The sequence below is a fragment of the Pseudomonas sp. microsymbiont 2 genome (genome assembly GCF_054788395.1).
In genome coordinates this window covers 5,655,950-5,678,159 of sequence record NZ_CM139112.1, presented here as the reverse complement: position 1 = coordinate 5,678,159, position 22,210 = coordinate 5,655,950, and the positions used below count along the sequence as shown (strand labels likewise).

The following is a 22,210-nucleotide window of genomic DNA, read 5'->3' as shown; positions in this document are numbered from 1 at the left end:
TATCCCTTGGCGGGGAAATAAAACCAGTCGCCCTTTTTGATAGGAAGTCACGGCATGTTTCAGCCCTTATAATGCCCCCTCATTTTTCATGGGCTCATCCACCCGACATGTCTGTTTCCGTTCGCGACGCCTTGCGCATGGCGGGGCTCTACCTGGTGCTTTCGTTGCTTTGGCTGGCGCTGTCCGAGCTGGTGCTGCACGGCATGTCCGATGACCCGCTGGCGCTGAGCGTGGGCCGGCAGATCAACGTGGTGATCTGGGTGCTGGTCAGCACGTTGCTGATCTTCGTGTCCCGTGCCCGTCTGCTCAACTTCATCGGCATCGGCGCGCGTCTGCGCAGCGAGGATCGCGAACGCCTGCGCATGGCCGCGGCGGTGTTCGACAGCACCCTGGAGGGTGTGCTGGTGACCGACCGCAATGGCCTGATCGTGCATGTGAACCGGGCATTCATGCGCATCACCGGCTACCAGCAGGAGGAGGTCATCGGCCAGCGCCCGAGCAAGTTCAAGTCGGGCCGCCATGGCGCGCCGTTCTACCAGCAGATCTATGCCGCGCTCGCGCAGAAGGGCGAGTGGAGCGGCGAGATCTGGAACCGTCGCAAGAGCGGAGAAATCTATCCGCAATGGCAGACCATCTGCGCCATTCGTGACGACAGCGGCGAGCTTAGCCACTACGTGGCGGTATTCAGCGATATCAGCGCGATCAAGCACACCGAAGACGAACTGGCCTACCTCGCCCATCACGACCCGCTGACCGGTCTGCCCAACCGTCTGCTGTTCAACGATCGGGTCGAGCAGGCGCTGGCTTCGGCGCAGGCCAACAAGCGTGGCTGCGCCCTGTTGCTGCTCGACCTCGACCATTTCCAGAGCATCAACGATGGCCTGGGCCACACCATCGGCGACCAGCTGCTCAAGTTGGTCGGCGAGCGCTTGCGCCAGCTGCTGGGCAGTGGCGTGACCCTGGCCCGCCTGGGAGGGGACGAGTTTGGCGTGCTGGCGGAGAACTGCCAGCAGGTCGGCCAGGCCGGCAAGCTGGCGCAGAGCATCATCGAGCACCTGAGAGAGCCGTTCTGTTTCGAGGGTAACCGCCTGTTCACCAGCGCCAGCATCGGTATCAGCCTGTTCCCCAGCGATGCCCTGATTGCCGAGCAGCTGTTGCGCAACGCCGATTCGGCGCTGTTCAAGGCCAAGAGCAGCGGTCGCGCCTGTTACGCGCTGTACACCGAGGAGCTGACCGCCCACGCCCAGCACCGGGTCGAGACCGCCGGCGAGCTGCGCCGGGCCCTGGAGCAGCAGGAGTTGCGGGTGTTCTTCCAGCCGGTCCACGACCTGTGCAGCGCGAGGATGATCGGCGTCGAGGCGCTGGTGCGCTGGCAGCATCCCCTGCGCGGCCTGGTCTCGCCGGCGGAGTTCATCCCGATTGCCGAGCGTACAGGCCTGATCGCCGAGATCGATGCTTGGGTTCTGGGGCAGGCCTGTCGGCAGATGGTGAAATGGCAGGCCGACGGTCGACGCCTGGCGTTCGTGGCGGTGAACATCTCCAGTCGGTTGTTCAGCCAGCGCGACCTTTACCGCCAGGTCGCCGACATCCTGCTCGACACCGGCCTGGACCCGGCCTTGCTGGAGCTGGAAGTCACCGAGAGTGCGGTGATGGAGGATCCGGAGGTGGCGCTGGAGCAACTGCACTGCCTGCGTGAGCTCGGGCTGAACCTGGCCATCGACGATTTCGGCACGGGATACTCGTCGCTGTTGCGGCTCAAGCGGCTGCCGGTGCAGAAGCTGAAGATCGACCAGGGCTTCGTCGCCGGGCTGCCCCATGACGAGGATGACATCGCCATCGTCCGGGTGATCATCGCCCTGGCGCGCAGCATGGGCATGCAGGTGCACGCCGAGGGCATCGAACAGGCCGAACAGGCGCGGTTCCTGCTGGAGCAGCAATGCCAGTTGGGGCAAGGCTACTGGTTCGGGCGACCGGTGCCGGCGACGGAGCTGCACTGGGGCTGACATCGCATCGCGGGTAATCCGCGCACCTTGTGGGCGCGGGCTTGCCCGCGAAGCTTTCAACGCTTGTTCAAGCCCTTGGCCAGGCGGTCTCCGCCCAGCTGGATCACCGCCACCAATGCCACCAGCATCACGATCACGGTCAGCATGATCTGGCTGTCGAAGCGCTGGTACCCATATCGATAGGCGATATCTCCCAATCCGCCTGCACCGATCGCCCCAGCCATGGCCGACGAGTTGATCAGCGTCACCAGGGTGATGGTGAAGCCGCCGACGATCCCCGGCAGCGCCTCGGGCAGCAGCACATGCCAGACGATGTGCCAGCGCCGGCAGCCCATGGCCTGGGCCGCTTCGATCAGCCCATGATCAACCTCGCGCAGGCTCACCTCGGCAATCCGCGCGAAAAACGGTGTCGCCGCGATCGTCAGGGGCACAACCGCCGCCCACACACCATAGGTGGTGCCGACCACCAGGCGGGTGAAGGGGATCAGCGCGACCATCAGGATCAGGAACGGGATCGAGCGGAATAGATTGACGACGGCACCCAGCACCCGATTCAGCGCTGGCGCCTCGAAGATCCCGCCCTTGTCGCTGGTGACCAGCAGCACCGCCATCGGCACGCCGACGATCAGCGCGACCAGCGATGACACACCGACCATCAGCAAGGTGTCGAGCAAGCCTTGCAGCAAACGCTCAATCCACATGGCCCAGCACCTCTACGTCCGTGGCCCAGCGACGGGCTTGCTCCAGCAGTTGACGAGTGTCCAGCGGCGAGCCGCGCACGGACAGAATGAGTTGCCCCAGGGCATGTTCACCGATGGTCTCGATGCCGCCCTGCAGTAGGCGCACCCGCCCACCCAGGTCGGCGAACAAGGCGCTGAGTTCCGGCTCGCCGACCAGGCCGAGCTTGAGTACCACAGCCGCGTCACGGCTGGCAGGGCTGGCGCGCAGGCCGGCTTGCAAGGCTTCGGGGAGTCGCGCTTGCAAGGGGGCCAGCAGGGTGCGGGTGACCTCATGGCGCGGCGCGCCGAACACCTGCCAGACCTCGCCCTGTTCGACCACCTCGCCACGTTCGAGCACGACCACGCGGTGGCAGATATCGCGGATCACCGCCATTTCATGGGTGATCAGTACCACGGTCAGGCCCAGGCGCCGGTTGATGTCGCGCAGCAGTTCGAGGATCGCGGCGGTGGTTTCCGGGTCCAGCGCCGAGGTGGCTTCGTCGCACAGCAGTATCTCGGGGTCGTGTACCAATGCCCGGGCGATGCCGACCCGCTGCTTCTGCCCACCCGACAGTTGTGCCGGGTAGACGTGGTGCTTTTCCGCCAGGCCGACCAGTTCCAGCAGCTCGCGCACCTTGCGTTGGCGCTCGGCCTTGGCCACGCCGGCCACCTTCAGCGGCAGCTCGACGTTCTGCCACACGGTCTTGGCCGACATCAGGTTGAAGTGCTGGAAGATCATGCCGATGCGCCGGCGCAGGGCCACCAGGCGGTCCTCGTCGAACGGCGCGATATCCACCTGATCGATCAGCACCCGGCCCTGGCTGGGTTGCTCCAGGCGGTTGATGGTGCGCAGCAGCGACGACTTGCCGGCGCCGCTGCGGCCGATGATGCCGAAGATCTCGCCCCGGCGGATGTTCAGGTCGATGCCTTGCAGTGCCGGCTGGCCCTGGCCCGGATAGGTCTTGCCCAGGCCGATGAAGCGGATGTGCGCCTGGTTCACCTCAGGACGCAGGGCCGTTTCCTCGGCCTTGAACGGTTCGGCGGGGGGGACGGGCGCCCTGAGGGCGCTGGCCTGGGCCATGTCAGCCTTCCCAGCCGGCCTGGTAGAGCTTGCCATGGGCCTTGTCCAGGGCGGCGCGCACGACCGGCGAGTGTTGGTAGATATCGACGAACTTGGCCAGGCGCGGGTCGTTTTTCTCCTGCGGGCGGATGACGAACTGGATCACGTATTCCTTGTTCTCCAAGCCATCGAACAGCAATGCCGAGGTGGCGTCGAAGCTGTTGGCCAGGCGGATATAGGCCGGATAGCCCTGGACCAGGTCGGCGTCGTCATAGGCACGTACCAGTTGCACCGCTTCGACCTGGAGGATCTTGATCTTCTTCGGGTTGGCGACGATGTCGTCCTCGGTGGCCTTGTAGCCCACGCCCGGCTTGAGGCTGATCAGCCCGGCCTTGGCCAGCAGTTGCAGGCCGCGACCGCTGTTGATCGGGTCGTTGGCGATGGCCACGCTGGCGCCTTCGGGCAGCTCGGCGAAGTTTTTGTAGCGCTTCGAGTACAGGCCGACGTTGTTGATGATACCCGGCGCGTACGGCACCAGGTCGAAGCCGGCGGCGGCCTTGGCGTTTTCCAGGAACGGAATGTGCTGGAAGTAGTTCACGTCGATGTCGCCGCTGTTGAGGCTGACATTGGGCGCGATCCAGTCGCTGAACTCGATCAGCTTCACTTCCAGGCCCTGTTTATGTGCCTCCTCCACTGCCGCTTCCAGCGGGATGGCGAAGGCGGCGGTGGTGCCGATCTTCAGCGGCTCGGCAGCAAGGCTGCTGGTGGCCAGGCCGAGGCCCAGGGCGATGGCCGCGACGGGCCGGAACAGTTTTTCAAGCATGGTGCAGGGCTCCAGTCAGGGCAGGGTTGTGGCGATAGGCCGCGCCGGGATGGTCGGCGGGCAGGCGGGCATCGGCGCTGGCGAACAGTTTCTGGCGCAGGCTGCCTTCGGCGTAGGCGGTCTTGTAGCGACCACGGCGTTGCAGGGCAGGGATCACCAGCTCGATGAAGTCTTCGAAGCTTTCCGGGGTGACGGTGCGGGTCAGGTTGAAACCGTCCAGACCGGTTTCGTCGATCCAGGCGATCAGTTGCTCGGCCACCTGCTCGGGGTCGCCGACCACGGTCACGTAGCGACCGCCCAGGGCGTGCTGTTCGAGCAGGCGCCGTCGGGTCCAGGCGCTTTCCTGCAGCTGGCGGGTGGCGGACTGGATGGCATTGCCCTTGGCGAAGCCGATGGGCTCGTCCAGCTCGTAGCGCGAGAAGTCGATGCCGGTGGAACTGGCGAAGTGCGCGACCCCGGCCTCGGCGCTGGCGTAGCGCAGGTATTCGGCATGCTTGGCCTGGGCCTGGGCCTCGGTCGGCGCGACGATCACGGTGATGCCCATGAACACCCTGACGGCCTGTGGATCACGCCCGGCCGTCTTGGCCGCGGCGCGTACCTTGTCGACCTGGACGCGGGTGCCAGCCTTGGTCTGGCCGCCGATGAACACGCATTCGGCGTGGTTGCCGGCGAAGGCCAGCCCGCGCGCCGAAGTGCCGGCCTGGAACAGCACCGGCGTGCGCTGGGGCGAGGGCTCGCACAGGTGATAGCCCTCGACCTTGTAGAACTCGCCATGGTGCTCGACCTTGCGCACCTTGCCTGGATTGGCATAGACGCGCCGCTCGCGGTCGGCGATCACCGCGTCGTCGTCCCAGCTGCCTTCGAGCAGCTTGTACAGCACCTGCAGGTATTCATCGGCCTGGTCGTAGCGCCGGTCGTGCTCGGGTTGCTGCGCCAGGCCCATGGCCCGCGCGGCGCTGTCGAGGTAGCCGGTGACGATGTTCCAGCCGACCCGGCCGTTGCTCAGGTGGTCGAGGGTGGAAAGACGCCGGGCGAACAGGTAGGGCGCCTCGTAGGTGAGGTTGGCGGTGAGGCCGAAGCCCAGGTGCCGGGTCACCGCGGCCATGGCCGAGACCAGCAGCAGCGGGTCGTTGACCGGCAGCTGGATGGCCTCTTTCAGCGGCACGTCCACCGACTGGCCATAGACGTCGTAGGTGCCGACGATGTCGGCGATGAACAGTCCGTCGAACAGCCCGCGTTCCAGCAGGCGAGCGAGGTCGGTCCAGTAGGCCAGGGTCTTGTACTGGGTCGAGGTGTCCCGTGGGTGGGTCCACAGGCCGTGGTTGATGTGCCCGATGCAGTTCATGTTGAAGGCGTTGAGCAGAATCTCGCGGGCCATCAGATGGTCCCCCGGCGTGGTGGTTTCTCGTCGTTGAGGTAGTAGTTGCCGATGGCGTGGTACTTCCAGCGCACCGGGTCGTGCAGGGTATGCACGCGGGCGTTGCGCCAGTGGCGGTCGAGGTTGTGCTCGGCCAGGGTGGCCTGGCTGCCGGCCAGTTCGAACAGCGTGGTGCCGGCGGCCAGGGAAATCTCGGTGCTGATCGCCCGGGCCTCGGCCACGGCGATCGAGGCGGCGGCGAGGGTTTCGGCGTTGCTGTCGGCCTGGGCGATATCGAGGATTTCCCCGGCGCGCTCGAGCAGCGCCTCGGCGGCGTGCAGGCGGATCGCCAGGTGGCCGAAGCTCTTCAGCGTGAGCGGGTCGTCGCTGGCCTTGTCGACGCCGGAGTCGATCCACGGGCGGCTGCGGGTGCGCACGAAATGCAAGGCGTCCTCGAAGGCGGCGCGGGCGATGCCGGTGTCGATGGCGGCGTGAAGGATCTGTGCCAGCGGGCCGACCGTGGTCGGGCGCTCGAAGGCGCTCTGGAACGGCACCACGTCCTCGGCACGGACCGCCACGTGGTTGAACACCACCGAGCCGCTGCCGGTGGTGCGCTGGCCAAAGCCGCTCCAGTCGTCGATCACTTCGATACCCTGGCTGTCGGCGGGCACGAAGGCCAGGTGCGACACGCCTTGTTCGTCGATCACCAGGGTCGGGATACGCTGGGCGTAGATCGCGCCGGTGCAGTAGAACTTGCGCCCATCGATACGGAAATGATCGCCGTCGCGGGTCAGGCGGGTGGTGCGTTCGTGGGCATTCTTGGTACCGAGTTCGGCCAGCGCGTTGCCAAAGCGCTTGCCAGCCAGGACCTCGGCATACAGGCGTTGCTGCTGCTCGGGCGTGCCGTTTACCCGCAGCACTTCCAGGGCGTAGAAGTGGTTCTGTGGAATCTGCCCGATCGAGGCGTCGGCCTGGGCGATACGGGCAACGACCTTGGCCAGGGTCGCGCTGGACACGCCGGCACCGCCGTGAGCCTTGGGCACGCTGATGCCCCACAGGCCGGTCTGCACGAAATGCTCGAGCTCGGCGTGGGGCAGGCGGCGTTCGCGGTCGCGCGTGGCGCTGTCGTGGCGCAGTGATTGGGCGATTTCTTCGGCGACGGCCAGGGCCTGGGCGTCGCTGGTGATGAGGGATGCAGTCATTGTGCTCTCCAGGCCCCATCGCGGGGCCAGCCCGCTCCCACGAGCGTGCGTGGGAGCGGGCTGGCCCCGCGATGGGTCGATAATCAGATCCAGGAATGGCGGGCGGGCAGGGTGCCGTTGAGGTAGTAGGCGCCGACGGCGTGATACTTCCAGCGCACCGGGTCATGCAGGGTGTGGACCCGGGCGTTGCGCCAGTGCCGGTCGAGGTTGAACTCGGCCAGGCTGGCGCGGCTGCCGGCCAGCTCGAACAGTTTCTCGCTCGCTTGCAGCGCGATTTCGGTGGTGAGCACCTTGGCCTCGGCCACGGCGATCGAGGCGCGCGCGGCGGCGGCATCGTCGATGGGCGCCGCGTTGACTTCGTCGAGCACTTTGGCGGCTTTGCGCAGCAATGCCTCGGCGGCATGCAGATCAAGCTTCAGGCGACCAATGTCGGCGATCACATAGGGGTCGTCGCTGTTGCGCTCGACCTTGGCTTCGATCCACGGCCGTGACTTCTCCCGGACGAAGCTGATCGCGTCGTCGATGGCCGCTTCGGCGATACCGGCATCGATGGCCGCCTGGATCAACTGCGAGGCGGCGCCCTGAATGCTGGGCAGCTCGCGATGACGCCAGTTGTCCAGGACCAGGTCGGCCTCCACCGGCACCTGGTCAAGCAGCACGGTGCCGCTGGCGGTGGTGCGTTGGCCGAAGCCGGACCAGTCGTCGACGATGCGCAGCCCCGGGCTGCCCCGGCGCACGAACGCCAAGCGCTGGCGGCCTTCGTCGTCCAGGGCCTTGACCGCCACCCAATGGGCGAACAGGGCGCCGGTGGAGTAGAACTTCTCTCCGCTGATGCGATAGCCGTCGCCATCACGGCTGATGCGTGCCTTGAGCGTCAGGGTGTCCTTGGTGCCGCGCTCGGGGCCGGCGTTGCCGATGCGCCAGCCGTCGAGCACGGCGCGGAAGATCGCTTCCTGCTGCGCCTGACTGGCGGTCAGGCGGACCAGCTGCAGGATGCCGAACTGGTTCTGCGGGATCTGCCCCAGCGCGGGGTCGGCGGCGCTGATCAGGCGGAACACTTCGGCGATGGTCGCAAAGCTCACCTCGGGGCCGCCGAAGGCCCTGGGCACGCTGATGCTGCCCAGGCCGCTGCGGGTGAACTGCTCGATCTCGGCCCAGGGCAGCTTGCGCTGCTGGTCACGCCTGGCCGCCTGCTGGCGGGCCACCTCGGCCAGTTCACGGGCGGCCTGCAGGGCCTCTTCGTCGTTGCGCAGCACCTTGGCTGGCAGCAGCAGCGGCGAGCTGTCGACATCGCTGTGGAATTGGGTAGTTGGCTGGCTGGACATCAGTACCGCTCCTTGGCTGCACTCAATGCCCTGGCGTTGGCCACTGGGGTGATTGTGATCCTGACCATTCCTTACCTCACAAAGTTGAAGACGTCGCCTCGATGGCGACCGACGTTTGCTGGTCCGGTGGTCCGGTCGATATACCCTATTCGTTTAGAAAAAGTTTATGAACTACCGTTTAGGAATATGGATAGAAGTGTTGCTGGGGCTATGGAAGCAACGGTCTTGCTCAGGTTCCTCGATCTTGCGCGATCCCTGTGAGAGAGTGCCTGAAATAGCTGGGCATCCTGTGGGAGCGGCTTTAGCCGCGAACACGGGCGAAGCCCGTGCCATGCATCGCGTTGTCTGCCTCGCGGCGGTTCAGCGCCCCGATAAACCCGCTCCCACAGGACGGTGATCTTCTACCGAACAGCCACCACCAGCTTGCCCACGGCCTGGCGTTGCGCCAGGCGCTCGATCGCCGCGCCACCCTCGGCCAGCGCAAAGGTCTGCGACACCAAAGGTTTCAACTTGCCTTCGGCATGCCAGGCAAACAGCTGCCGGAAGTTGGCCGCATTGTCCTGCGGCTGGCGCTGGGCGAAGGCGCCCCAGAACACCCCGAGCACCGCCGCGCCTTTGAGCAGGGCCAGGTTCACCGGCAGTTGCGGGATCGTGCCGCTGGCAAAGCCCACCACCAGCAACCGCCCGTTCCACGCCAGCCCGCGCACGGCCTGATCGAACAACGCGCCACCGACCGGATCGTAGATCACGTCGACGCCCTGGCCCCCAGTGAGGCGCTTGATCTCCTCCTTGAGGCTGGCCTGGCTGTAGTCGATCAGCTCGTCGGCCCCTGCGGCCTTGGCGATCGCCAGCTTCTCGGCGCTGCTGGCCGCCGCGATCACCCTGGCGCCCAGGGCCTTGCCGATTTCCACCGCCGCCAGCCCCACGCCGCCCGAGGCGCCGAGCACCAGCAAGGTCTCGCCGGCCTTGAGCTGGCCGCGTTGGGTGAGTGCGTGCATCGAGGTGCCGTACGTCATGCCGAAGGCCGCGGCCGTGCTGAAGTCCATGCCCGCCGGAATCGGCAGGACGTTGTAGAACGGCACCGCCACCTGCTCGGCGAAAGCCCCCCAGCCGGTCAGGGCCATGACCCGATCGCCGACCTTGAACGCCCCGGCCTTTTCGCCGACCGCGGCGACCACGCCCGCAGCCTCGCCGCCCGGCGAAAACGGCAGGGGTGGCTGGAACTGGTACTTGCCCTCGATGATCAGGGTGTCGGGGAAGTTGACCCCTGCGGCATGCACCTCGAGCAGGATCTCGTTCTTCTTCGGCGTGGGCGCGGCGACCTCCTCCAGGACCAGGTCCCGTGCCGGGCCCAGGGCTTTGCACAACAAGGCTTTCATCAGGGCTATTCCTTTGCGAGTGGTGGCCGATAAGTGTAGGAGGGCCGCCCCGAGGGTCAACGAGCATGGCCGGCCCTGATGAGTCGGCATAAGCCCGGGCTTGGGTTTGCCCGGCGCGCTGGGTAAGCTGGCGCCCACCGTATTGAGGAGTGAGTTCGTGAAAGCGTGGATCCTGATGGCGCTGGCCCTGATGCTGCCGGTGGCGGCGATGGCCGAGGAAAAGGAAGGCGAGCCCAAGGTCGCCTACATCACCCTCTCGCCGCCCTTCGTCGGCAACTATGCCCTCGATGGCGGGCCCAGGCTGCGCGTGTACAAGGCCGACGTCGCCCTGCGGGTGACCGGCGATGCCGCCGCCACGGCGGTCAAGCACCATGAACCGTTGATCCGCAACCAGCTGGTGGCGCTGTTCACCCAGCAAGGCGTGGACAACATGAGCAACGTCGAGGCCAAGGAACGGCTGCGCCAGGACGCCTTGAAACAGGTGCAGCAGGTGATGGAGGCCGAAGAGGGCAAGCCGATCGTCGAGGACCTGCTGTTCAACAACCTGATCGTGCAGTAACGCCCCGCGCGCTCAGGCGCCCTTTGCCAGGGCGAGAATGGCGGTCCATTGTTCGGCGGTGACCGGCATTACCGACAAGCGGCTGCCCTTCTGCACCAGCGGCAGTGCCTCCAGCGTCGCCTGTTGCTTGAGCAGGCCCAGGCCAAGCACTTGGCCGAAGGTCCGCACATGCTCGACATCCACCGCGCTCCACGGGTTTTTCTCGGGGCTGGCCTTGGCGTCGTGATAGTGGCTGGCCGGGTCCAGCGCGGTTGGGTCCGGGTAGGCGGCGGCGCTGATCCGGGCAATGCCGGCGATGCCCGGCTGCGGGCAGCTGGAGTGGTAGAAGAAGAATTCGTCCCCTGCGTTCATGCTTCGCAGGAAATTGCGTGCCTGGTAGTTGCGCACCCCATCCCAGCGGGCGCTGCCCAGGCGTGCCAGGGCTTCGATGGAGAGCTCGTCGGGCTCGGATTTCATCAGCCAGTAGGCCATGGATGCTGCTCCTGAAAGAGTTTGAAATAAATCCTTGCATGAAACCGACAGTCGGTTGGCGCCAAGGTTTGCGTGCGGCCTCACGTTGTCGGAAAATGCGCCGCTTTAAAGCTAGACGCTCCGGCCGCCACCCAGAAAGCCGCCGAGCATGGACAGTTTGCCTAGGGGGGCAATCTTCGATGAAACAACGTAAACCGGACCTGCTCTGGATCCTCGCCTTCATCTTCGGCCTGGGCGTGGTCACCACCGGTTACGCCCAGGGTTTCTGGGAGCGCAAGCTGGACGCCGCCTACCAGCAGGCGCCGGCCGCCCAGGTACAACAGCCGCACCGCTGATCCCCTTTGCCGCGCCGGCTCATTTCGGCGCCAGGTACCAATCGCGGTCAGAGACCGTGCCTTGCAACGGTACATCCCAGCTTGACCGGTCGAGGCGCTCGACCTTCTGGCATTCGTGGGCCAGCCCCAGCAGCAGTGGTTTCTTCCACGCCTTGCGCCGGGCCAGATAGGCCAGGCTGCGGTCGTAGAAGCCGCCCCCCATGCCTAGACGACCTCCCTCTTCATCGAATCCGACCAGCGGCAGCAGGATCAGGTCCAGCGCCCAGATTGGCCGTTGGCGCTTGCGCGCGATCAGCGGTTCCGGAATGCGGAAGCGGTTGGGCCGCAGTTGCTCGCCTTGCTCGAAGCGCTGGAACACCATGCGCGTGCGTGGCCAGGCATGCAGCACCGGCAGGTAGACGCGCTTGCCGCGCTTGTGCGCTTCGCGCAGCAGCAGGCGCGGGTCGATTTCGCCGTCATTGGGCAGGTACAGGGCGACATGCCGGGCGCGGCGGAACAGTGGATCCTGTGCCAGTTGCCGATAAAGCCCTTCGGCGGCCTGGCGTTGCTGTGCGGCTGTGAGCGCGCGGCGGGCGTTGCGCAGGAGGCGACGAAGCTGGGGACGGGTGAGCGGCGCGGTGTCGGTCATGGCACGGGCGATCCCAGGAAAACGAAAAGCCCGCCGTATGAGGCGGGCCGTTCTGAAAGCAGGCTCCCCGACAAGACCGCTATCGGTGTAGCCCTTGAACCCGAAAGTTCAAGGTGGAGATTGCAGGGGGCGTTAAGGCTTTCCGTCGGGCGGACATGCACACCGGCCCCAGCGTGCAACCCCCGTGGTTGTGCGTATCGGCTCAGGGACATAACCGACTGGCGCATCCCCCAGGGAGTGGCGCCAGTATACCAATCTCAGTCCTTTTTGCTAACCGGATCGTCGGACAGCGCCTGGTCGACCCGGTCCAGCAGGTCACGCACCTGTTCGCGGGTGGCGCCCGCGCCGGTGGCTTGCGGCTGGTCCTGGCGATGCAGCAGTTCGTGGGTGATGTTCAGCGCGGCCATCACGGCAATGCGATCGGCGCCGATCACCTTGCCGCTGCTGCGGATCTCGCGCATCTTGCCGTCCAGGTAGCGGGCGGCGCCGACCAGGTTGTTGCGCTCCTCGGGCGGGCAGATGATCGAGTATTCCTTGTCGAGGATCTGGACGGTGACGCTATTGCTTGAACTCATGAGTCTTGCTCCAGGGCCTTGAGACGCAGGATCATCGATTCGATCTTGCGCTTGGCGATCTCGTTCTTTTCGATGAGGTGGGCGCGCTCCTCGCGCCAGGACTTTTCCTGAGCTACTAAGAGTGCGTTTTGCCGTTTTAGTTGCTCGACCCGTTCGATCAGCAACTCGAACCGGCTCATCAGCGCTTGCAGGTCGTTCTCTTGCATGGGTTGCACTCGATTCCTTGACTCACCTGGCGATCATGCCTGCCCCAGGGGCGAGACGGCCAGTGCCGATGGTCTTGGCGCGTCTGCCGGTGCTAGGATACAAGGCCTCCATTCTAGTCATTGCGCCGTCTGGCGCCTAGCAGCCCATGCCCAATACTCAATCGCCCTACATCGCCTTCGCCATGTTGCTCTCGAGCAATGGCCACCCTGTCACTCCCGCCGAGCTCCATGGCCTGCTGATCGGCCGCAGCTGCGCCGGCGCCGGCTTCGACGCCGACGCCTGGCTGGCCGACGCGGCCCAGCTGCTCGAGACCGAGCCCGGCGACACCGTGCGCAACGCCCTGGTCGGCCTGCAGGAAATGGTCAAGGCCGAGTTGACCGGTGAAGACGTCGCCATCGTCCTGCTGCTGCCTTCCGATGACGCCGCACTGGCCGACCGCGCCGCCGCGCTCGGCCAGTGGTGCCAGGGCTTCATCACCGGGTTCGGCCTGAACGCCGGTGGCAAGGAACTGTCCACCGATGCCAAGGAAGTGCTCCAGGACCTGGTGGCCATCTCGCAGGTCCAGGAAGCGCTGGAAGAGTCCGAGGACGGCGAAAGCGACTACATGGAGGTCATGGAGTACCTGCGTGTCGCCCCGCTGCTGCTGTACACGGAGCTGGCCAAGCCCGAAGCACCCGCGCCAAAGCCATCGCTGCACTGATCTGAACGGGGTCGTTTGCCCATGAGCCACATACCCAAGGCGGAGTACGCCCGTCGGCGCAAGGCGCTGATGGAGCAGATGGTCCCCAACAGCATCGCCATCCTGCCGGCGGCCGCGGTGGCCATCCGCAACCGCGACGTCGAGCATGTCTATCGCCAGGACAGCGATTTCCAGTACCTCAGCGGCTTCCCCGAGCCCGAGGCGGTGATTGCCCTGATCCCGGGACGCGAACATGGCGAGTACGTGTTGTTCTGCCGCGAGCGCAATCCCGAGCGCGAGCAGTGGGAAGGGCTGCGCGCCGGCCAGGAAGGCGCGATTCGCGACTTCGGCGCCGACGATGCCTTCCCCATCGGCGACATCGACGAGATCCTGCCGGGCCTGATCGAGGGCCGCGAGCGGGTCTACAGCGCCATGGGCAGCAACGCCGAGTTCGACCGTCGGCTGATGGACTGGATCAACGTGATCCGCTCCAAGGCCCGCCTCGGCGCGCAGCCGCCGAACGAGTTCGTTGCCCTGGATCACCTGCTGCACGACATGCGCCTGTATAAATCGGCGGCGGAAGTGAAGGTGATGCGCGAAGCCGCGGCGATTTCCGCCCGCGCCCATGTGCGGGCCATGCAGGTCTGTCGCGCCGGGCTGCATGAGTACAGCCTGGAAGCCGAGTTGGACTACGAGTTCCGCAAGGGCGGGGCGAAGATGCCGGCCTACGGCTCGATCGTCGCTGCCGGGCGCAATGGCTGCATCCTGCACTACCAGCAGAACGACGCGTCGCTCAAGGACGGCGACCTGGTGCTGATCGACGCTGGCTGCGAGATCGATTGCTATGCCAGCGACATCACCCGCACCTTCCCGGTGAGCGGGGTGTTCTCGGCGGAGCAGAAGGCCATCTACGAGCTGGTGCTCGCGGCCCAGGAAGCGGCGTTCAAGGAGATCGCCCCGGGCAAGCACTGGAACCACGCCCACGAGGCGACCGTGCGCGTGATCACCGAGGGCCTGGTGGCGCTCGGGCTGCTCAAGGGCGAAGTACAGGCGCTGATCGACAGCGAGGCCTATCGCGCCTTCTACATGCACCGCGCCGGGCACTGGCTGGGCATGGATGTGCACGATGTGGGCGAATACAAGGTCGGCGGCGAGTGGCGTGTGCTCGAACCGGGCATGGCGCTGACCGTCGAGCCGGGCATCTACATTGCCGCCGACAACCAGAGCGTCGCCAAGAAGTGGCGCGGTATCGGCGTAAGGATCGAGGACGACGTGGTGGTCACCCGCAAAGGCTGTGAAATTCTCACTTCAGGCGTTCCCAGGACCGTCGCCGAGATCGAGGCGCTGATGCGCGACGCCCGCAAGGATGCCGCATGAACCGTGTGAACCTGGCGATCATCGGCGGCGGCCTGGTCGGTGCCAGTCTGGCGCTGGCCCTGCAGGCCGGGGCCAAGGCCCGTGGCTGGAAGATCCTGCTGATCGAGCCGTTCGCTCCGGGCGACAGCTTCCAGCCCAGCTATGACGCGCGTTCCTCGGCGCTGTCCTATGGCACTCGGCAGATCTACGAGCAACTGGGGCTGTGGCAGACCATCAGCCGCCGCGCCGAGCCGATCCGGCAGATCCAGGTGTCCGACCGTGGCCGCTTCGGTGCCACACGCCTGGATGCCCTGGAAGAGGGCGTGCCGGCGCTCGGCTACGTGGTGGAGAACGCCTGGCTCGGCCAATGCCTGTGGCAGGCCATCGACAGCGAGGTGGTCAGCTGGCGCTGCCCGGCCGAGGTGAAGGGGCTGCAGGCGATCGCCGGCGGCTACTGCCTGCAACTGGACGATGACACCTCGCTCGAATGCGACCTTGCGGTGCTGGCCGACGGCGGCCGCTCGGGCCTGCGCGAGCAACTGGGCATCCATGTGCGTAGCACGCCCTACGACCAGAGCGCGCTGATCGCCAATATCACTCCCGGCGAAGCTCACGCCGGCCAGGCCTTCGAACGCTTCACCGAACAAGGCCCGATGGCCCTGCTGCCGTTGCCGGACAACCGCTGCGCGCTGGTCTGGACCCGTCAGGGCATGGACGCCAGGCGCCTGGCCGAGCTCGACGAGCGCAGCTTCCTGCGCGAGCTGCAGGATGCCTTTGGCTATCGCCTCGGCGCGTTGCGCCAGGTTGGCGCGCGCCATCTCTATCCACTGGCGCTGGTCGAGGCCGAGGAGCAGGTGCGCCCGCACCTGGTGGTGCTTGGCAATGCCGCCCATAGTCTGCACCCGATCGCTGGCCAGGGTTTCAATCTGTCGCTGCGCGATGTGCAGTCGCTGGCCGACGCGCTGCTGGCCGGGCCGCAGCAGCCGGGCGACCTGGCCACGCTGCAGGGTTACCAGCAGCGCCAGCGTCTCGACCAGGCGCTGACCATCGGCTTTTCCGATCAGGTCACCCGCCTGTTCGGCAGCAACCAGCCGCTGCTGACGGCCGGACGCAATATCGGCCTGCTCGGCCTGGATCTGCTACCGCCGGCCCGAAGCTGGTTCGCCCGTCAGGCCATGGGCCTGGGTACCCGGCCAGACCCGCGAGGGCAGGCATGAGCGACGCACGCAGGCTGGCCCGGCGCGCGCGCATGCTGCGCTGGCTGCTCAACCTCTACCCGCCCTACCTGGGCGCGGGCATCCGTATCCAGGAAATCAGCCCGGACATGCGCAGCGCCAAGGTGCGCATGAAGCTGACGCGGTGGAATCGCAACTACGTCGGCACCCAGTTCGGCGGCAGCCTGTATTCGATGGTCGATCCCTTCTACATGCTGCTGCTGATCGAGCGGCTGGGGCGCGACTACATCGTCTGGGACAAGGCCGCCAGCATCGATTTCATTTCTCCGGGCAAGGGCCCGGTGCATGCCGAGTTCCACGTCGATGACGCGCTGCTGGACGAGATTCGCCAGCAGACCGCCAACGGCAAGAAATACCTGCCGCGGCTGCAGGTGGAGATCCGCGATGATGCCGGCGAGCTGGTGGCGCGGGTCGACAAGACCCTATATGTGCGGCTCAAGCCGCAAGCGAGGCAGGCGTAAGGCATGGAAATGCGCGCAGATCTGTTGATTGTCGGTGCCGGTATGGTCGGCAGCGCCCTGGCCCTGGCCTTGCGCCACAGTGGCCTGGAAGTACTTGTGCTCGATGGCGGCCCGCTGTCGGTCAAACCCTTCGATGGCCAGGCGCCGTTCGAGCCGCGGGTCAGCGCCCTGTCGGCGGCCAGCCAGCGCATCCTCGAGCGCCTGGGCGCCTGGGACGGCATCGCCCGGCGTCGCGTGTCGCGCTATACCGACATGCGCGTGTGGGATGGCAGCGGTACCGGTGAGATCCACTTCTCGGCGGCCAGCGTGCATGCTCAGGTGCTGGGTCATATCGTCGAGAACCGAGTGGTTCAGGATGGCCTGCTGGAGCGCTTGCATGACAGCGACGTCGGCCTGTTGGCCAACGCCCGGCTGGAGCAGCTGCGCCGCTCCGGGGACGAGTGGCTGCTGACCCTGGCCGATGGCCGCAAACTGCGCGCGCCGTTGGTGATCGCCGCCGACGGCGCCAACTCGGCGGTGCGCCGGCTGGCCGGTTGCGAGACCCGCGAATGGGATTACCTGCACCACGCCATCGTCACCAGCGTGCGCTGCGGCGAGGCGCACCGGGCCACGGCCTGGCAGCGCTTCACCGACGAAGGCCCGCTGGCGTTCCTGCCGTTGTCGCGGGACGGGCGCCAGGACTGGTGCTCGATCGTCTGGTCGACCACGCCGGAGCAGGCCGAGCAGGCCATGGCGATGGACGACGCGGCGTTCTGCCAGGCCCTGGAGCGCGCGTTCGAGGGGCGCCTGGGCGAGGTGCTGGAGGCTGACCCACGGGTCTGCGTGCCGCTGCGCCAGCGGCATGCCAAGCGCTATGTGCAGGAAGGGCTGGCGCTGATCGGCGACGCGGCGCATACCATCCACCCGTTGGCGGGGCAGGGGGTCAACCTGGGCTTTCTCGACGCCGCGGTGCTGGCCGAGGAGTTGGTACGCGCCTGCGAGCGTGGCGAGCGCCTGGCCGATGTGAAGGTGCTGAGCCGCTTCGAGCGGCGCAGGATGCCGCACAACCTGGCGTTGATGGCGGCGATGGAGGGCTTCGAGCGGTTGTTCCAGGCCAATCCGTTGCCACTGCGCTGGTTGCGCAACAGTGGGCTGAAGATGGTGGAGCAGATGCCGGAGGCCAAGGCGGTGTTCGTGCGCCAGGCATTGGGGTTGTCCGGGGATCTGCCGGAGCTGGCCAGGGCCTGATGGCCTCATCGCGGGGCAAGCCCGCTCCCACGCCGAGCCTATGCTTGCAACATCCGGTAACGGCTCGGCGGATGAGTCGTAAAATGGGAACCACTACCATTTGCACCTCTCATATCAGCGAGGAGTGCCCCCGATGTTGCCCCGCAAACCCCTACTGGCCGCCCTGGCCCTCACCCTGTTCGGCGGCACCGCCCAGGCGGCGGACGAAGTGGTGGTGTATTCCTCGCGCATCGACGAGCTGATCAAGCCGGTGTTCGACGCCTATACCGCCAAGACCGGCACCAAGATCAAGTTCATCACCGACAAGGAAGCCCCGCTGATGCAGCGCATCAAGGCCGAGGGCGAGAACGGCGTGGCCGACCTGCTGCTCACCGTCGATGCCGGCAACCTCTGGCAGGCTGAGCAGATGGGCATCCTGCAGCCGATCAAGTCGCCGATCATCGACCAGAACATTCCGCCGCAATATCGCGCCTCGTCCCACGACTGGACCGGCCTGAGCCTGCGTGCGCGGACCATCGTCTACTCCACCGAGCGGGTCAAGCCGGGCGAGCTGACCACCTACGAGGCCCTGGCCGATAAAAACTGGGAAGGCCGTCTGTGCCTGCGCACGGCGAAGAAGGTCTACAACCAGTCGCTGACCGCCACCTTGATCGAGAACCACGGCGAGGCCGAAACCGAGAAGCTGATCAAGGGCTGGGTCAACAACCTGTCCACCGACGTGTTCTCCGACGACACCGCGGTGATCCAGGCCATCGCTGCCGGCCAGTGCGACGTGGGCATCGTCAATACCTACTATTACGGTCGCCTGCACAAGGAAAAACCCGACCTGCCGGTGAAGCTGTTCTGGCCCAACCAGGGGGATCGTGGTGTGCATGTCAACCTCTCGGGCATCGGCCTGACCAAGCATGCGCCGCATCCGGAGGCGGCGAAGAAGCTGGTCGAGTGGATGACCGGCGAGGAGGCGCAGAAGCTGTTCGCCGACATCAACCAGGAGTTCCCGGCCAACCCGAAGGTCAAGCCTTCGGCGGAAGTGGCGGCCTGGGGCAGCTTCAAGGCTGACAGCATTGCGGTGGAAGTCGCCGGCAAGCGCCAGGCCGAGGCCATTCGCCTGATGGATCGGGCTGGCTGGAACTGAGCCTGTCTCTTATCCTTGAAGACCGATCGCGGGGCAAGCCCGCTCCCACTCCAGTCAGACTCGGCGTGGGAGCGGGCTTGCCCCGCGATGCTATCGCACAGCCATCGAGATTTTCGATTTGCCCCACACCCCCCAACGCCGCTGGTACTTCCCGGTTTTCCTGACCGCCGCCCTGGTGCTGCTGCCGCTGAGCGTCCTGCTGCTGTCCTGGCAGTCGATCGATGCCCAAATCTGGTCGCACCTGCTCGACACCCAGATGAGCCGCCTGCTGGGCAACACCCTGACCCTGGTGCTGGGCGTTGGCATCGGCGTGACCGTGCTGGGGGTGAGCCTGGCCTGGCTCACCAGCCTCTGCGAATTTCCCGGCCGGCGCTGGCTGGACTGGGCGCTGATGTTGCCATTCGCCATTCCGGCCTATGTGCTGGCGTTCGTCTTCGTTGGCCTGCTGGACTTCGCCGGCCCGGTGCAGACGGCGCTGCGCGAGGTGTTCGGCCCCATGCGCCTGCCCAGGGTGCGTTCTACCGGTGGTGTGATCACGGTACTGGTGCTGGTGTTCTACCCCTATGTCTACCTGCTGGCGCGCAACGCCTTCCTGGCCCAGGGCAAGGGCCTGATGGAAGCGGCGCGGGTGCTCGGGCTGTCGCCGCTGCAGGCGTTCTGGCGCGTGGCGCTGCCCGTGGCGCGACCCGCCATCGGCGCCGGCATCGCCCTGGCATTGATGGAGACGCTGGCAGATTTCGGCGCGGTGGCGGTGTTCAACTTCGACACCTTCACCACTGCCATCTACAAGACCTGGTACGGCTTCTTCAGCCTTTCCAGCGCGGCGCAACTGGCCAGCCTGCTGCTGCTGGCGGTGGTGCTGGTGCTGTACGGCGAGCGCCGTGCCCGGGGCGCCAACCACAGTGGCAACGAGCGGCCCCGAGGCCAGGCGCTCTATCACCTGCGCGGGATCAAGGCGCTGGCGGCCAGCGCCTGGTGCCTGCTGGTGTTCGCCTGCGCCTTCGTCATTCCCTTGCTGCAGCTGCTGGCGTGGTTCTGGCAGCGGGGGCGGCATGACCTGGACGAGCGCTACGTCGGGCTGGTCATGCATACCCTGTACCTGGGCGGCATGGCCGCGTTGATCACCGTCAGCGTGGCCATGCTGCTGGCCTTCGCCCGGCGCCAGGCGCCGACCCGCGGGATCCGTGCCGGCGTAGGGCTGGCCAACCTGGGGTACGCGCTGCCCGGCTCGGTGCTGGCCGTGTCGATCATGCTGGCGTTCAGCTACCTCGACAACCAGTGGGTGATCCCGATGTCCCAATGGTTCGGCGGGGCAGGGAAACCCCTGCTGCTGGGTAGCCTTTCGGCGTTGCTGCTGGCCTATCTGGTGCGCTTTATCGCTGTCGCCTATGGCCCGCTGGAAACCAGCCTGGAGCGCATCCGCCCATCGCTGCCGGAGGCGTCGCGCAGTCTCGGGGTCAGCGGACCAGGATTGTTTTTCAAGGTGTATCTGCCGTTGCTCGCCCCCGGCGCCCTGAGCGCTGCTTTGCTGGTGTTCGTCGATGTGCTCAAGGAGATGCCGGCGACCCTGCTGATGCGTCCCTTCGGCTGGGACACCCTTGCCGTGCGCGTGTTCGAGATGACCAGCGAAGGTGAATGGGCGCGGGCGTCGTTGCCGGCCTTGAGCCTGGTGCTGGTCGGGTTGCTGCCGGTGATCGGCCTGATCCGTCGTTCGGCACATCGTCCGGGACATCCGCGCTGAGGGTGCCACGCCGTCGCCTTGCCGCTACAATGCGCGGCATTCGCAGCGGCGGATCCTACAAGAACAGGTGATGGGTAAACATCGCCGACCGCCGCCGCCTCGCCACGCCCGGAAGGAGAAACCCATGGGACAGCGTACGCCTCTGTATGACCTGCACCTGGCGCTCGGCGCCAAGACGGTCGATTTCGGCGGATGGGACATGCCCCTGCATTACGGTTCGCAGGTCGAGGAGCACCACCAGGTGCGCAGTGACTGCGGGGTCTTCGATGTCTCCCACATGACCGTCATCGATGTCGACGGTTGCGCCGCCACGCCCTGGCTGCAACACCTGCTGGCCAATGACGTGACGCGCCTGGAAAACCCCGGCAAGGCGCTCTACAGCCCCCTGCTCAACGCCGATGGCGGGGTGATCGACGACCTGATCGCCTACCGCACCGAAGACGGCTACCGGCTGGTGGCCAACGCCGCCACCCGCGCCAAGGTACTGGCCTGGCTGCAAGCGCACAGTGACGGCTTCAAGATTGAATTCGAGCTGCGCCCGGACTTGGCTATCCTGGCGATCCAAGGCCCGCAGGCCCGTGAAAAGGTGGCCGCCCTGGTCAGCGTGTCGCGCGCCGCGCTCATTCGCGAACTGCGCCCGTTCGAAGGCCTGGCCGAGGGCGACTGGTTCATCGCTCGCACCGGCTACACAGGCGAGGACGGCCTGGAGATCATCCTCCCCGCCGAACAGGCCCCAGCGTTCTTCAACGATCTGGTCGGCGCTGGCATCGCCCCTAGCGGCCTGGGTGCCCGCGACACCCTGCGCCTGGAGGCCGGCATGAACCTGTACGGCCAGGACATCGACGAATCCCACACCCCACTGACTTCCAACCTGGGCTGGAGCGTCGCCTGGGAGCCGGCTGGCCGCGAGTTCATCGGCCGCGCCGGCCTGCTCGCGGAAATCGAGCAGGGCGTGAAGGAGAAACTGGTCGGCCTGGTGCTGGAGGAGCGTGGCGTGCTGCGCGCCCATCAGGTGGTCCGTGTATCCGGCATTGGCGAAGGGGAGATCACCAGTGGTAGTTTCTCGCCTACGCTGAGCAAGTCCATTGCCCTGGCACGCGTGCCCATGGCGACCGGCGACCGCGCCGAGGTGGAGATTCGCGGCAAGTGGTATCCGGTGCGGGTGGTCAAGCCGACCTTCGTGCGCCACGGCAAGATCCTGATCTGAACACTTAACGGCGGGCCGACCGCTGACCCAATCGAGGAAGACAAGACATGAGCAATATCCCCGCCGACCTGCGTTTTGCCGAAAGCCATGAGTGGGCTCGCCTGGAGGCCGACGGCACCGTGACTGTGGGTATCAGCGACCACGCCCAGGAAGCGTTGGGCGATGTGGTGTTCGTCGAGCTGGCCGAAGTCGGCAAGGTGTTCGCCGCGGGCGATGCTGCTGGCGTCGTGGAGTCGGTCAAGGCGGCTTCCGATATCTATGCCCCGATCAGCGGTGAAGTCATCCAGGTCAACGAAGAACTGGCCGACAGCCCTGAGCTGCTCAATGAAGGGCCTTACGACTCATGGATCTTCAAGCTCAAGCCGAGTAATCCAGCCGAGCTGGACAAGCTGCTGGATGCCGCTGGTTATGCAGCTCTGATCGGCGAGTGACAGGGCCGGCCTCATCGCGGGGCAAGCCCGCTCCCACGATGTGCTCCATGCGTGGGAGCGGGCTTGCCCCGCGATAAGGCCGGTATTGTAAAAGC

At 66.2% G+C, this 22,210-nt stretch carries 23 protein-coding genes and 1 other RNA gene; 12 read left to right on the top strand and 12 right to left on the bottom strand.

All coding sequences use genetic code 11. The annotated features are described in order from the left end of the window. The first annotated feature begins 107 nt into the window (after positions 1–107). A complete protein-coding gene (dibA, locus tag ACYUME_RS25480) occupies positions 108–2,003 on the top strand; it encodes a phosphodiesterase DibA (RefSeq protein ID WP_460417497.1) in 1,896 nt (631 codons plus the stop codon). 56 nt (positions 2,004–2,059) lie between these two features. Here the strand turns inward: dibA and ACYUME_RS25475 are convergent, their stop codons facing one another. The 7 genes from ACYUME_RS25475 to ACYUME_RS25445 form a co-directional block, all read right to left on the bottom strand. Then, positions 2,060–2,704, bottom strand: coding sequence for a methionine ABC transporter permease (locus tag ACYUME_RS25475; RefSeq protein WP_279883151.1), 645 nt, complete (start codon positions 2,702–2,704; stop codon positions 2,060–2,062). After that, a complete protein-coding gene (locus tag ACYUME_RS25470) occupies positions 2,694–3,803 on the bottom strand; it encodes a methionine ABC transporter ATP-binding protein (RefSeq protein WP_279883153.1) in 1,110 nt (369 codons plus the stop codon). The genes ACYUME_RS25475 and ACYUME_RS25470 overlap by 11 nt, the downstream gene beginning before the upstream one ends. Before the next feature lies 1 nt (position 3,804). Then, the gene (locus tag ACYUME_RS25465) at positions 3,805–4,605 is read right to left on the bottom strand and encodes a MetQ/NlpA family ABC transporter substrate-binding protein (protein WP_460417495.1); all 801 of its coding nucleotides are present in this window, start codon (positions 4,603–4,605) and stop codon (positions 3,805–3,807) included. Further along, entirely contained in the window at positions 4,598–5,983 is a 1,386-nt protein-coding gene (locus tag ACYUME_RS25460; RefSeq protein ID WP_460417493.1) for an LLM class flavin-dependent oxidoreductase, read from the bottom strand. The genes ACYUME_RS25465 and ACYUME_RS25460 overlap by 8 nt, the downstream gene beginning before the upstream one ends. Continuing rightward, positions 5,983–7,164 carry an SfnB family sulfur acquisition oxidoreductase gene (locus tag ACYUME_RS25455; RefSeq protein ID WP_279883159.1) on the bottom strand — a complete coding sequence of 394 codons (1,182 nt, stop codon included), beginning with the start codon at positions 7,162–7,164 and terminating at the stop codon, positions 5,983–5,985. The genes ACYUME_RS25460 and ACYUME_RS25455 overlap by 1 nt, the downstream gene beginning before the upstream one ends. Before the next feature lie 83 nt (positions 7,165–7,247). Next, positions 7,248–8,489, bottom strand: coding sequence for an SfnB family sulfur acquisition oxidoreductase (locus ACYUME_RS25450; protein ID WP_279883161.1), 1,242 nt, complete (start codon positions 8,487–8,489; stop codon positions 7,248–7,250). A 401-nt stretch (positions 8,490–8,890) separates the two neighbouring features. Continuing rightward, positions 8,891–9,868, bottom strand: coding sequence for an NADPH:quinone oxidoreductase family protein (locus tag ACYUME_RS25445; RefSeq protein ID WP_279883163.1), 978 nt, complete (start codon positions 9,866–9,868; stop codon positions 8,891–8,893). Positions 9,869–10,025: 157 nt separating this feature from the next. Here ACYUME_RS25445 and ACYUME_RS25440 point away from each other — a divergent pair, with 157 nt between their 5' ends. Next, on the top strand, positions 10,026–10,427 hold the full coding sequence (locus tag ACYUME_RS25440; RefSeq protein WP_460417491.1) for a flagellar basal body-associated protein FliL: 402 nt from the start codon (positions 10,026–10,028) through the stop codon (positions 10,425–10,427). 12 nt (positions 10,428–10,439) lie between these two features. Here the strand turns inward: ACYUME_RS25440 and ACYUME_RS25435 are convergent, their stop codons facing one another. Next, a complete protein-coding gene (locus ACYUME_RS25435; protein ID WP_460417490.1) occupies positions 10,440–10,898 on the bottom strand; it encodes an EVE domain-containing protein in 459 nt (152 codons plus the stop codon). A 179-nt stretch (positions 10,899–11,077) separates the two neighbouring features. On the opposite strand from ACYUME_RS25435, the gene ACYUME_RS25430 reads away from it, so the two are divergent. Then, complete coding sequence (locus tag ACYUME_RS25430; protein ID WP_279883169.1) at positions 11,078–11,233, top strand: hypothetical protein; 156 nt, start codon at positions 11,078–11,080, stop codon at positions 11,231–11,233. 19 nt (positions 11,234–11,252) lie between these two features. On the opposite strand, the gene ACYUME_RS25425 is transcribed toward ACYUME_RS25430, so the two are convergent. The 4 genes from ACYUME_RS25425 to ACYUME_RS25410 all read right to left on the bottom strand — a co-directional run bounded on the left by ACYUME_RS25425 (position 11,253) and on the right by ACYUME_RS25410 (position 12,642). Next, positions 11,253–11,861 carry a 5-formyltetrahydrofolate cyclo-ligase gene (locus tag ACYUME_RS25425; protein ID WP_460417489.1) on the bottom strand — a complete coding sequence of 203 codons (609 nt, stop codon included), beginning with the start codon at positions 11,859–11,861 and terminating at the stop codon, positions 11,253–11,255. Positions 11,862–11,921: 60 nt separating this feature from the next. Continuing rightward, positions 11,922–12,101: non-coding RNA, 6S RNA (gene ssrS / locus ACYUME_RS25420), on the bottom strand. Between the two features lie 17 nt (positions 12,102–12,118). Further along, positions 12,119–12,436, bottom strand: a complete 318-nt coding sequence (locus tag ACYUME_RS25415) for a cell division protein ZapA (RefSeq protein ID WP_279883173.1) — start codon at positions 12,434–12,436, stop codon at positions 12,119–12,121. Then, complete coding sequence (locus tag ACYUME_RS25410; RefSeq protein WP_217841242.1) at positions 12,433–12,642, bottom strand: TIGR02449 family protein; 210 nt, start codon at positions 12,640–12,642, stop codon at positions 12,433–12,435. Before ACYUME_RS25410 ends, ACYUME_RS25415 begins: the two co-directional genes overlap by 4 nt. A 146-nt stretch (positions 12,643–12,788) precedes the next feature. Here ACYUME_RS25410 and ACYUME_RS25405 point away from each other — a divergent pair, with 146 nt between their 5' ends. The 9 genes from ACYUME_RS25405 to gcvH all read left to right on the top strand — a co-directional run bounded on the left by ACYUME_RS25405 (position 12,789) and on the right by gcvH (position 22,115). Next, the gene (locus tag ACYUME_RS25405; protein ID WP_279883175.1) at positions 12,789–13,343 is read left to right on the top strand and encodes a YecA/YgfB family protein; all 555 of its coding nucleotides are present in this window, start codon (positions 12,789–12,791) and stop codon (positions 13,341–13,343) included. Positions 13,344–13,364: 21 nt separating this feature from the next. Further along, a complete protein-coding gene (gene pepP / locus ACYUME_RS25400; protein WP_279883177.1) occupies positions 13,365–14,699 on the top strand; it encodes a Xaa-Pro aminopeptidase in 1,335 nt (444 codons plus the stop codon). Further along, complete coding sequence (gene ubiH, locus ACYUME_RS25395; protein ID WP_279883179.1) at positions 14,696–15,895, top strand: 2-octaprenyl-6-methoxyphenyl hydroxylase; 1,200 nt, start codon at positions 14,696–14,698, stop codon at positions 15,893–15,895. Before pepP ends, ubiH begins: the two co-directional genes overlap by 4 nt. Further along, on the top strand, positions 15,892–16,374 hold the full coding sequence (locus tag ACYUME_RS25390; protein WP_279883180.1) for a DUF4442 domain-containing protein: 483 nt from the start codon (positions 15,892–15,894) through the stop codon (positions 16,372–16,374). Before ubiH ends, ACYUME_RS25390 begins: the two co-directional genes overlap by 4 nt. 9 nt (positions 16,375–16,383) lie before the next feature. After that, on the top strand, positions 16,384–17,601 hold the full coding sequence (locus ACYUME_RS25385) for a 2-octaprenyl-3-methyl-6-methoxy-1,4-benzoquinol hydroxylase (protein WP_460419453.1): 1,218 nt from the start codon (positions 16,384–16,386) through the stop codon (positions 17,599–17,601). A gap of 133 nt (positions 17,602–17,734) precedes the next feature. Next, the gene (locus ACYUME_RS25380; protein ID WP_460417487.1) at positions 17,735–18,736 is read left to right on the top strand and encodes an extracellular solute-binding protein; all 1,002 of its coding nucleotides are present in this window, start codon (positions 17,735–17,737) and stop codon (positions 18,734–18,736) included. A 118-nt stretch (positions 18,737–18,854) separates the two neighbouring features. Beyond that, complete coding sequence (locus ACYUME_RS25375; RefSeq protein WP_460417486.1) at positions 18,855–20,477, top strand: ABC transporter permease; 1,623 nt, start codon at positions 18,855–18,857, stop codon at positions 20,475–20,477. A gap of 124 nt (positions 20,478–20,601) precedes the next feature. Further along, on the top strand, positions 20,602–21,684 hold the full coding sequence (gcvT, locus tag ACYUME_RS25370; RefSeq protein WP_460417484.1) for a glycine cleavage system aminomethyltransferase GcvT: 1,083 nt from the start codon (positions 20,602–20,604) through the stop codon (positions 21,682–21,684). A gap of 47 nt (positions 21,685–21,731) precedes the next feature. Further along, positions 21,732–22,115, top strand: coding sequence for a glycine cleavage system protein GcvH (gcvH, locus tag ACYUME_RS25365; protein ID WP_460417482.1), 384 nt, complete (start codon positions 21,732–21,734; stop codon positions 22,113–22,115). Positions 22,116–22,210: the final 95 nt, after the last annotated feature.

Bases quoted from the DNA above. Each gene is read 5' to 3' on its own strand.
- dibA (WP_460417497.1), top strand. From the start codon at position 108: ATGTCTGTTTCCGTTCGCGACGCCTTGCGCATGGCGGGGCTCTACCTG.
- ACYUME_RS25475 (WP_279883151.1), bottom strand. From the start codon at position 2,704: ATGTGGATTGAGCGTTTGCTGCAAGGCTTGCTCGACACCTTGCTGATG.
- ACYUME_RS25470 (WP_279883153.1), bottom strand. From the start codon at position 3,803: ATGGCCCAGGCCAGCGCCCTCAGGGCGCCCGTCCCCCCCGCCGAACCG.
- ACYUME_RS25465 (WP_460417495.1), bottom strand. From the start codon at position 4,605: ATGCTTGAAAAACTGTTCCGGCCCGTCGCGGCCATCGCCCTGGGCCTC.
- ACYUME_RS25460 (WP_460417493.1), bottom strand. From the start codon at position 5,983: ATGGCCCGCGAGATTCTGCTCAACGCCTTCAACATGAACTGCATCGGG.
- ACYUME_RS25455 (WP_279883159.1), bottom strand. From the start codon at position 7,164: ATGACTGCATCCCTCATCACCAGCGACGCCCAGGCCCTGGCCGTCGCC.
- ACYUME_RS25450 (WP_279883161.1), bottom strand. From the start codon at position 8,489: ATGTCCAGCCAGCCAACTACCCAATTCCACAGCGATGTCGACAGCTCG.
- ACYUME_RS25445 (WP_279883163.1), bottom strand. From the start codon at position 9,868: ATGAAAGCCTTGTTGTGCAAAGCCCTGGGCCCGGCACGGGACCTGGTC.
- ACYUME_RS25435 (WP_460417490.1), bottom strand. From the start codon at position 10,898: ATGGCCTACTGGCTGATGAAATCCGAGCCCGACGAGCTCTCCATCGAA.
- ACYUME_RS25430 (WP_279883169.1), top strand. From the start codon at position 11,078: ATGAAACAACGTAAACCGGACCTGCTCTGGATCCTCGCCTTCATCTTC.
- ACYUME_RS25425 (WP_460417489.1), bottom strand. From the start codon at position 11,861: ATGACCGACACCGCGCCGCTCACCCGTCCCCAGCTTCGTCGCCTCCTG.
- ACYUME_RS25415 (WP_279883173.1), bottom strand. From the start codon at position 12,436: ATGAGTTCAAGCAATAGCGTCACCGTCCAGATCCTCGACAAGGAATAC.
- ACYUME_RS25410 (WP_217841242.1), bottom strand. From the start codon at position 12,642: ATGCAAGAGAACGACCTGCAAGCGCTGATGAGCCGGTTCGAGTTGCTG.
- ACYUME_RS25405 (WP_279883175.1), top strand. From the start codon at position 12,789: ATGCCCAATACTCAATCGCCCTACATCGCCTTCGCCATGTTGCTCTCG.
- pepP (WP_279883177.1), top strand. From the start codon at position 13,365: ATGAGCCACATACCCAAGGCGGAGTACGCCCGTCGGCGCAAGGCGCTG.
- ubiH (WP_279883179.1), top strand. From the start codon at position 14,696: ATGAACCGTGTGAACCTGGCGATCATCGGCGGCGGCCTGGTCGGTGCC.
- ACYUME_RS25390 (WP_279883180.1), top strand. From the start codon at position 15,892: ATGAGCGACGCACGCAGGCTGGCCCGGCGCGCGCGCATGCTGCGCTGG.
- ACYUME_RS25385 (WP_460419453.1), top strand. From the start codon at position 16,384: ATGCGCGCAGATCTGTTGATTGTCGGTGCCGGTATGGTCGGCAGCGCC.
- ACYUME_RS25380 (WP_460417487.1), top strand. From the start codon at position 17,735: ATGTTGCCCCGCAAACCCCTACTGGCCGCCCTGGCCCTCACCCTGTTC.
- gcvT (WP_460417484.1), top strand. From the start codon at position 20,602: ATGGGACAGCGTACGCCTCTGTATGACCTGCACCTGGCGCTCGGCGCC.
- gcvH (WP_460417482.1), top strand. From the start codon at position 21,732: ATGAGCAATATCCCCGCCGACCTGCGTTTTGCCGAAAGCCATGAGTGG.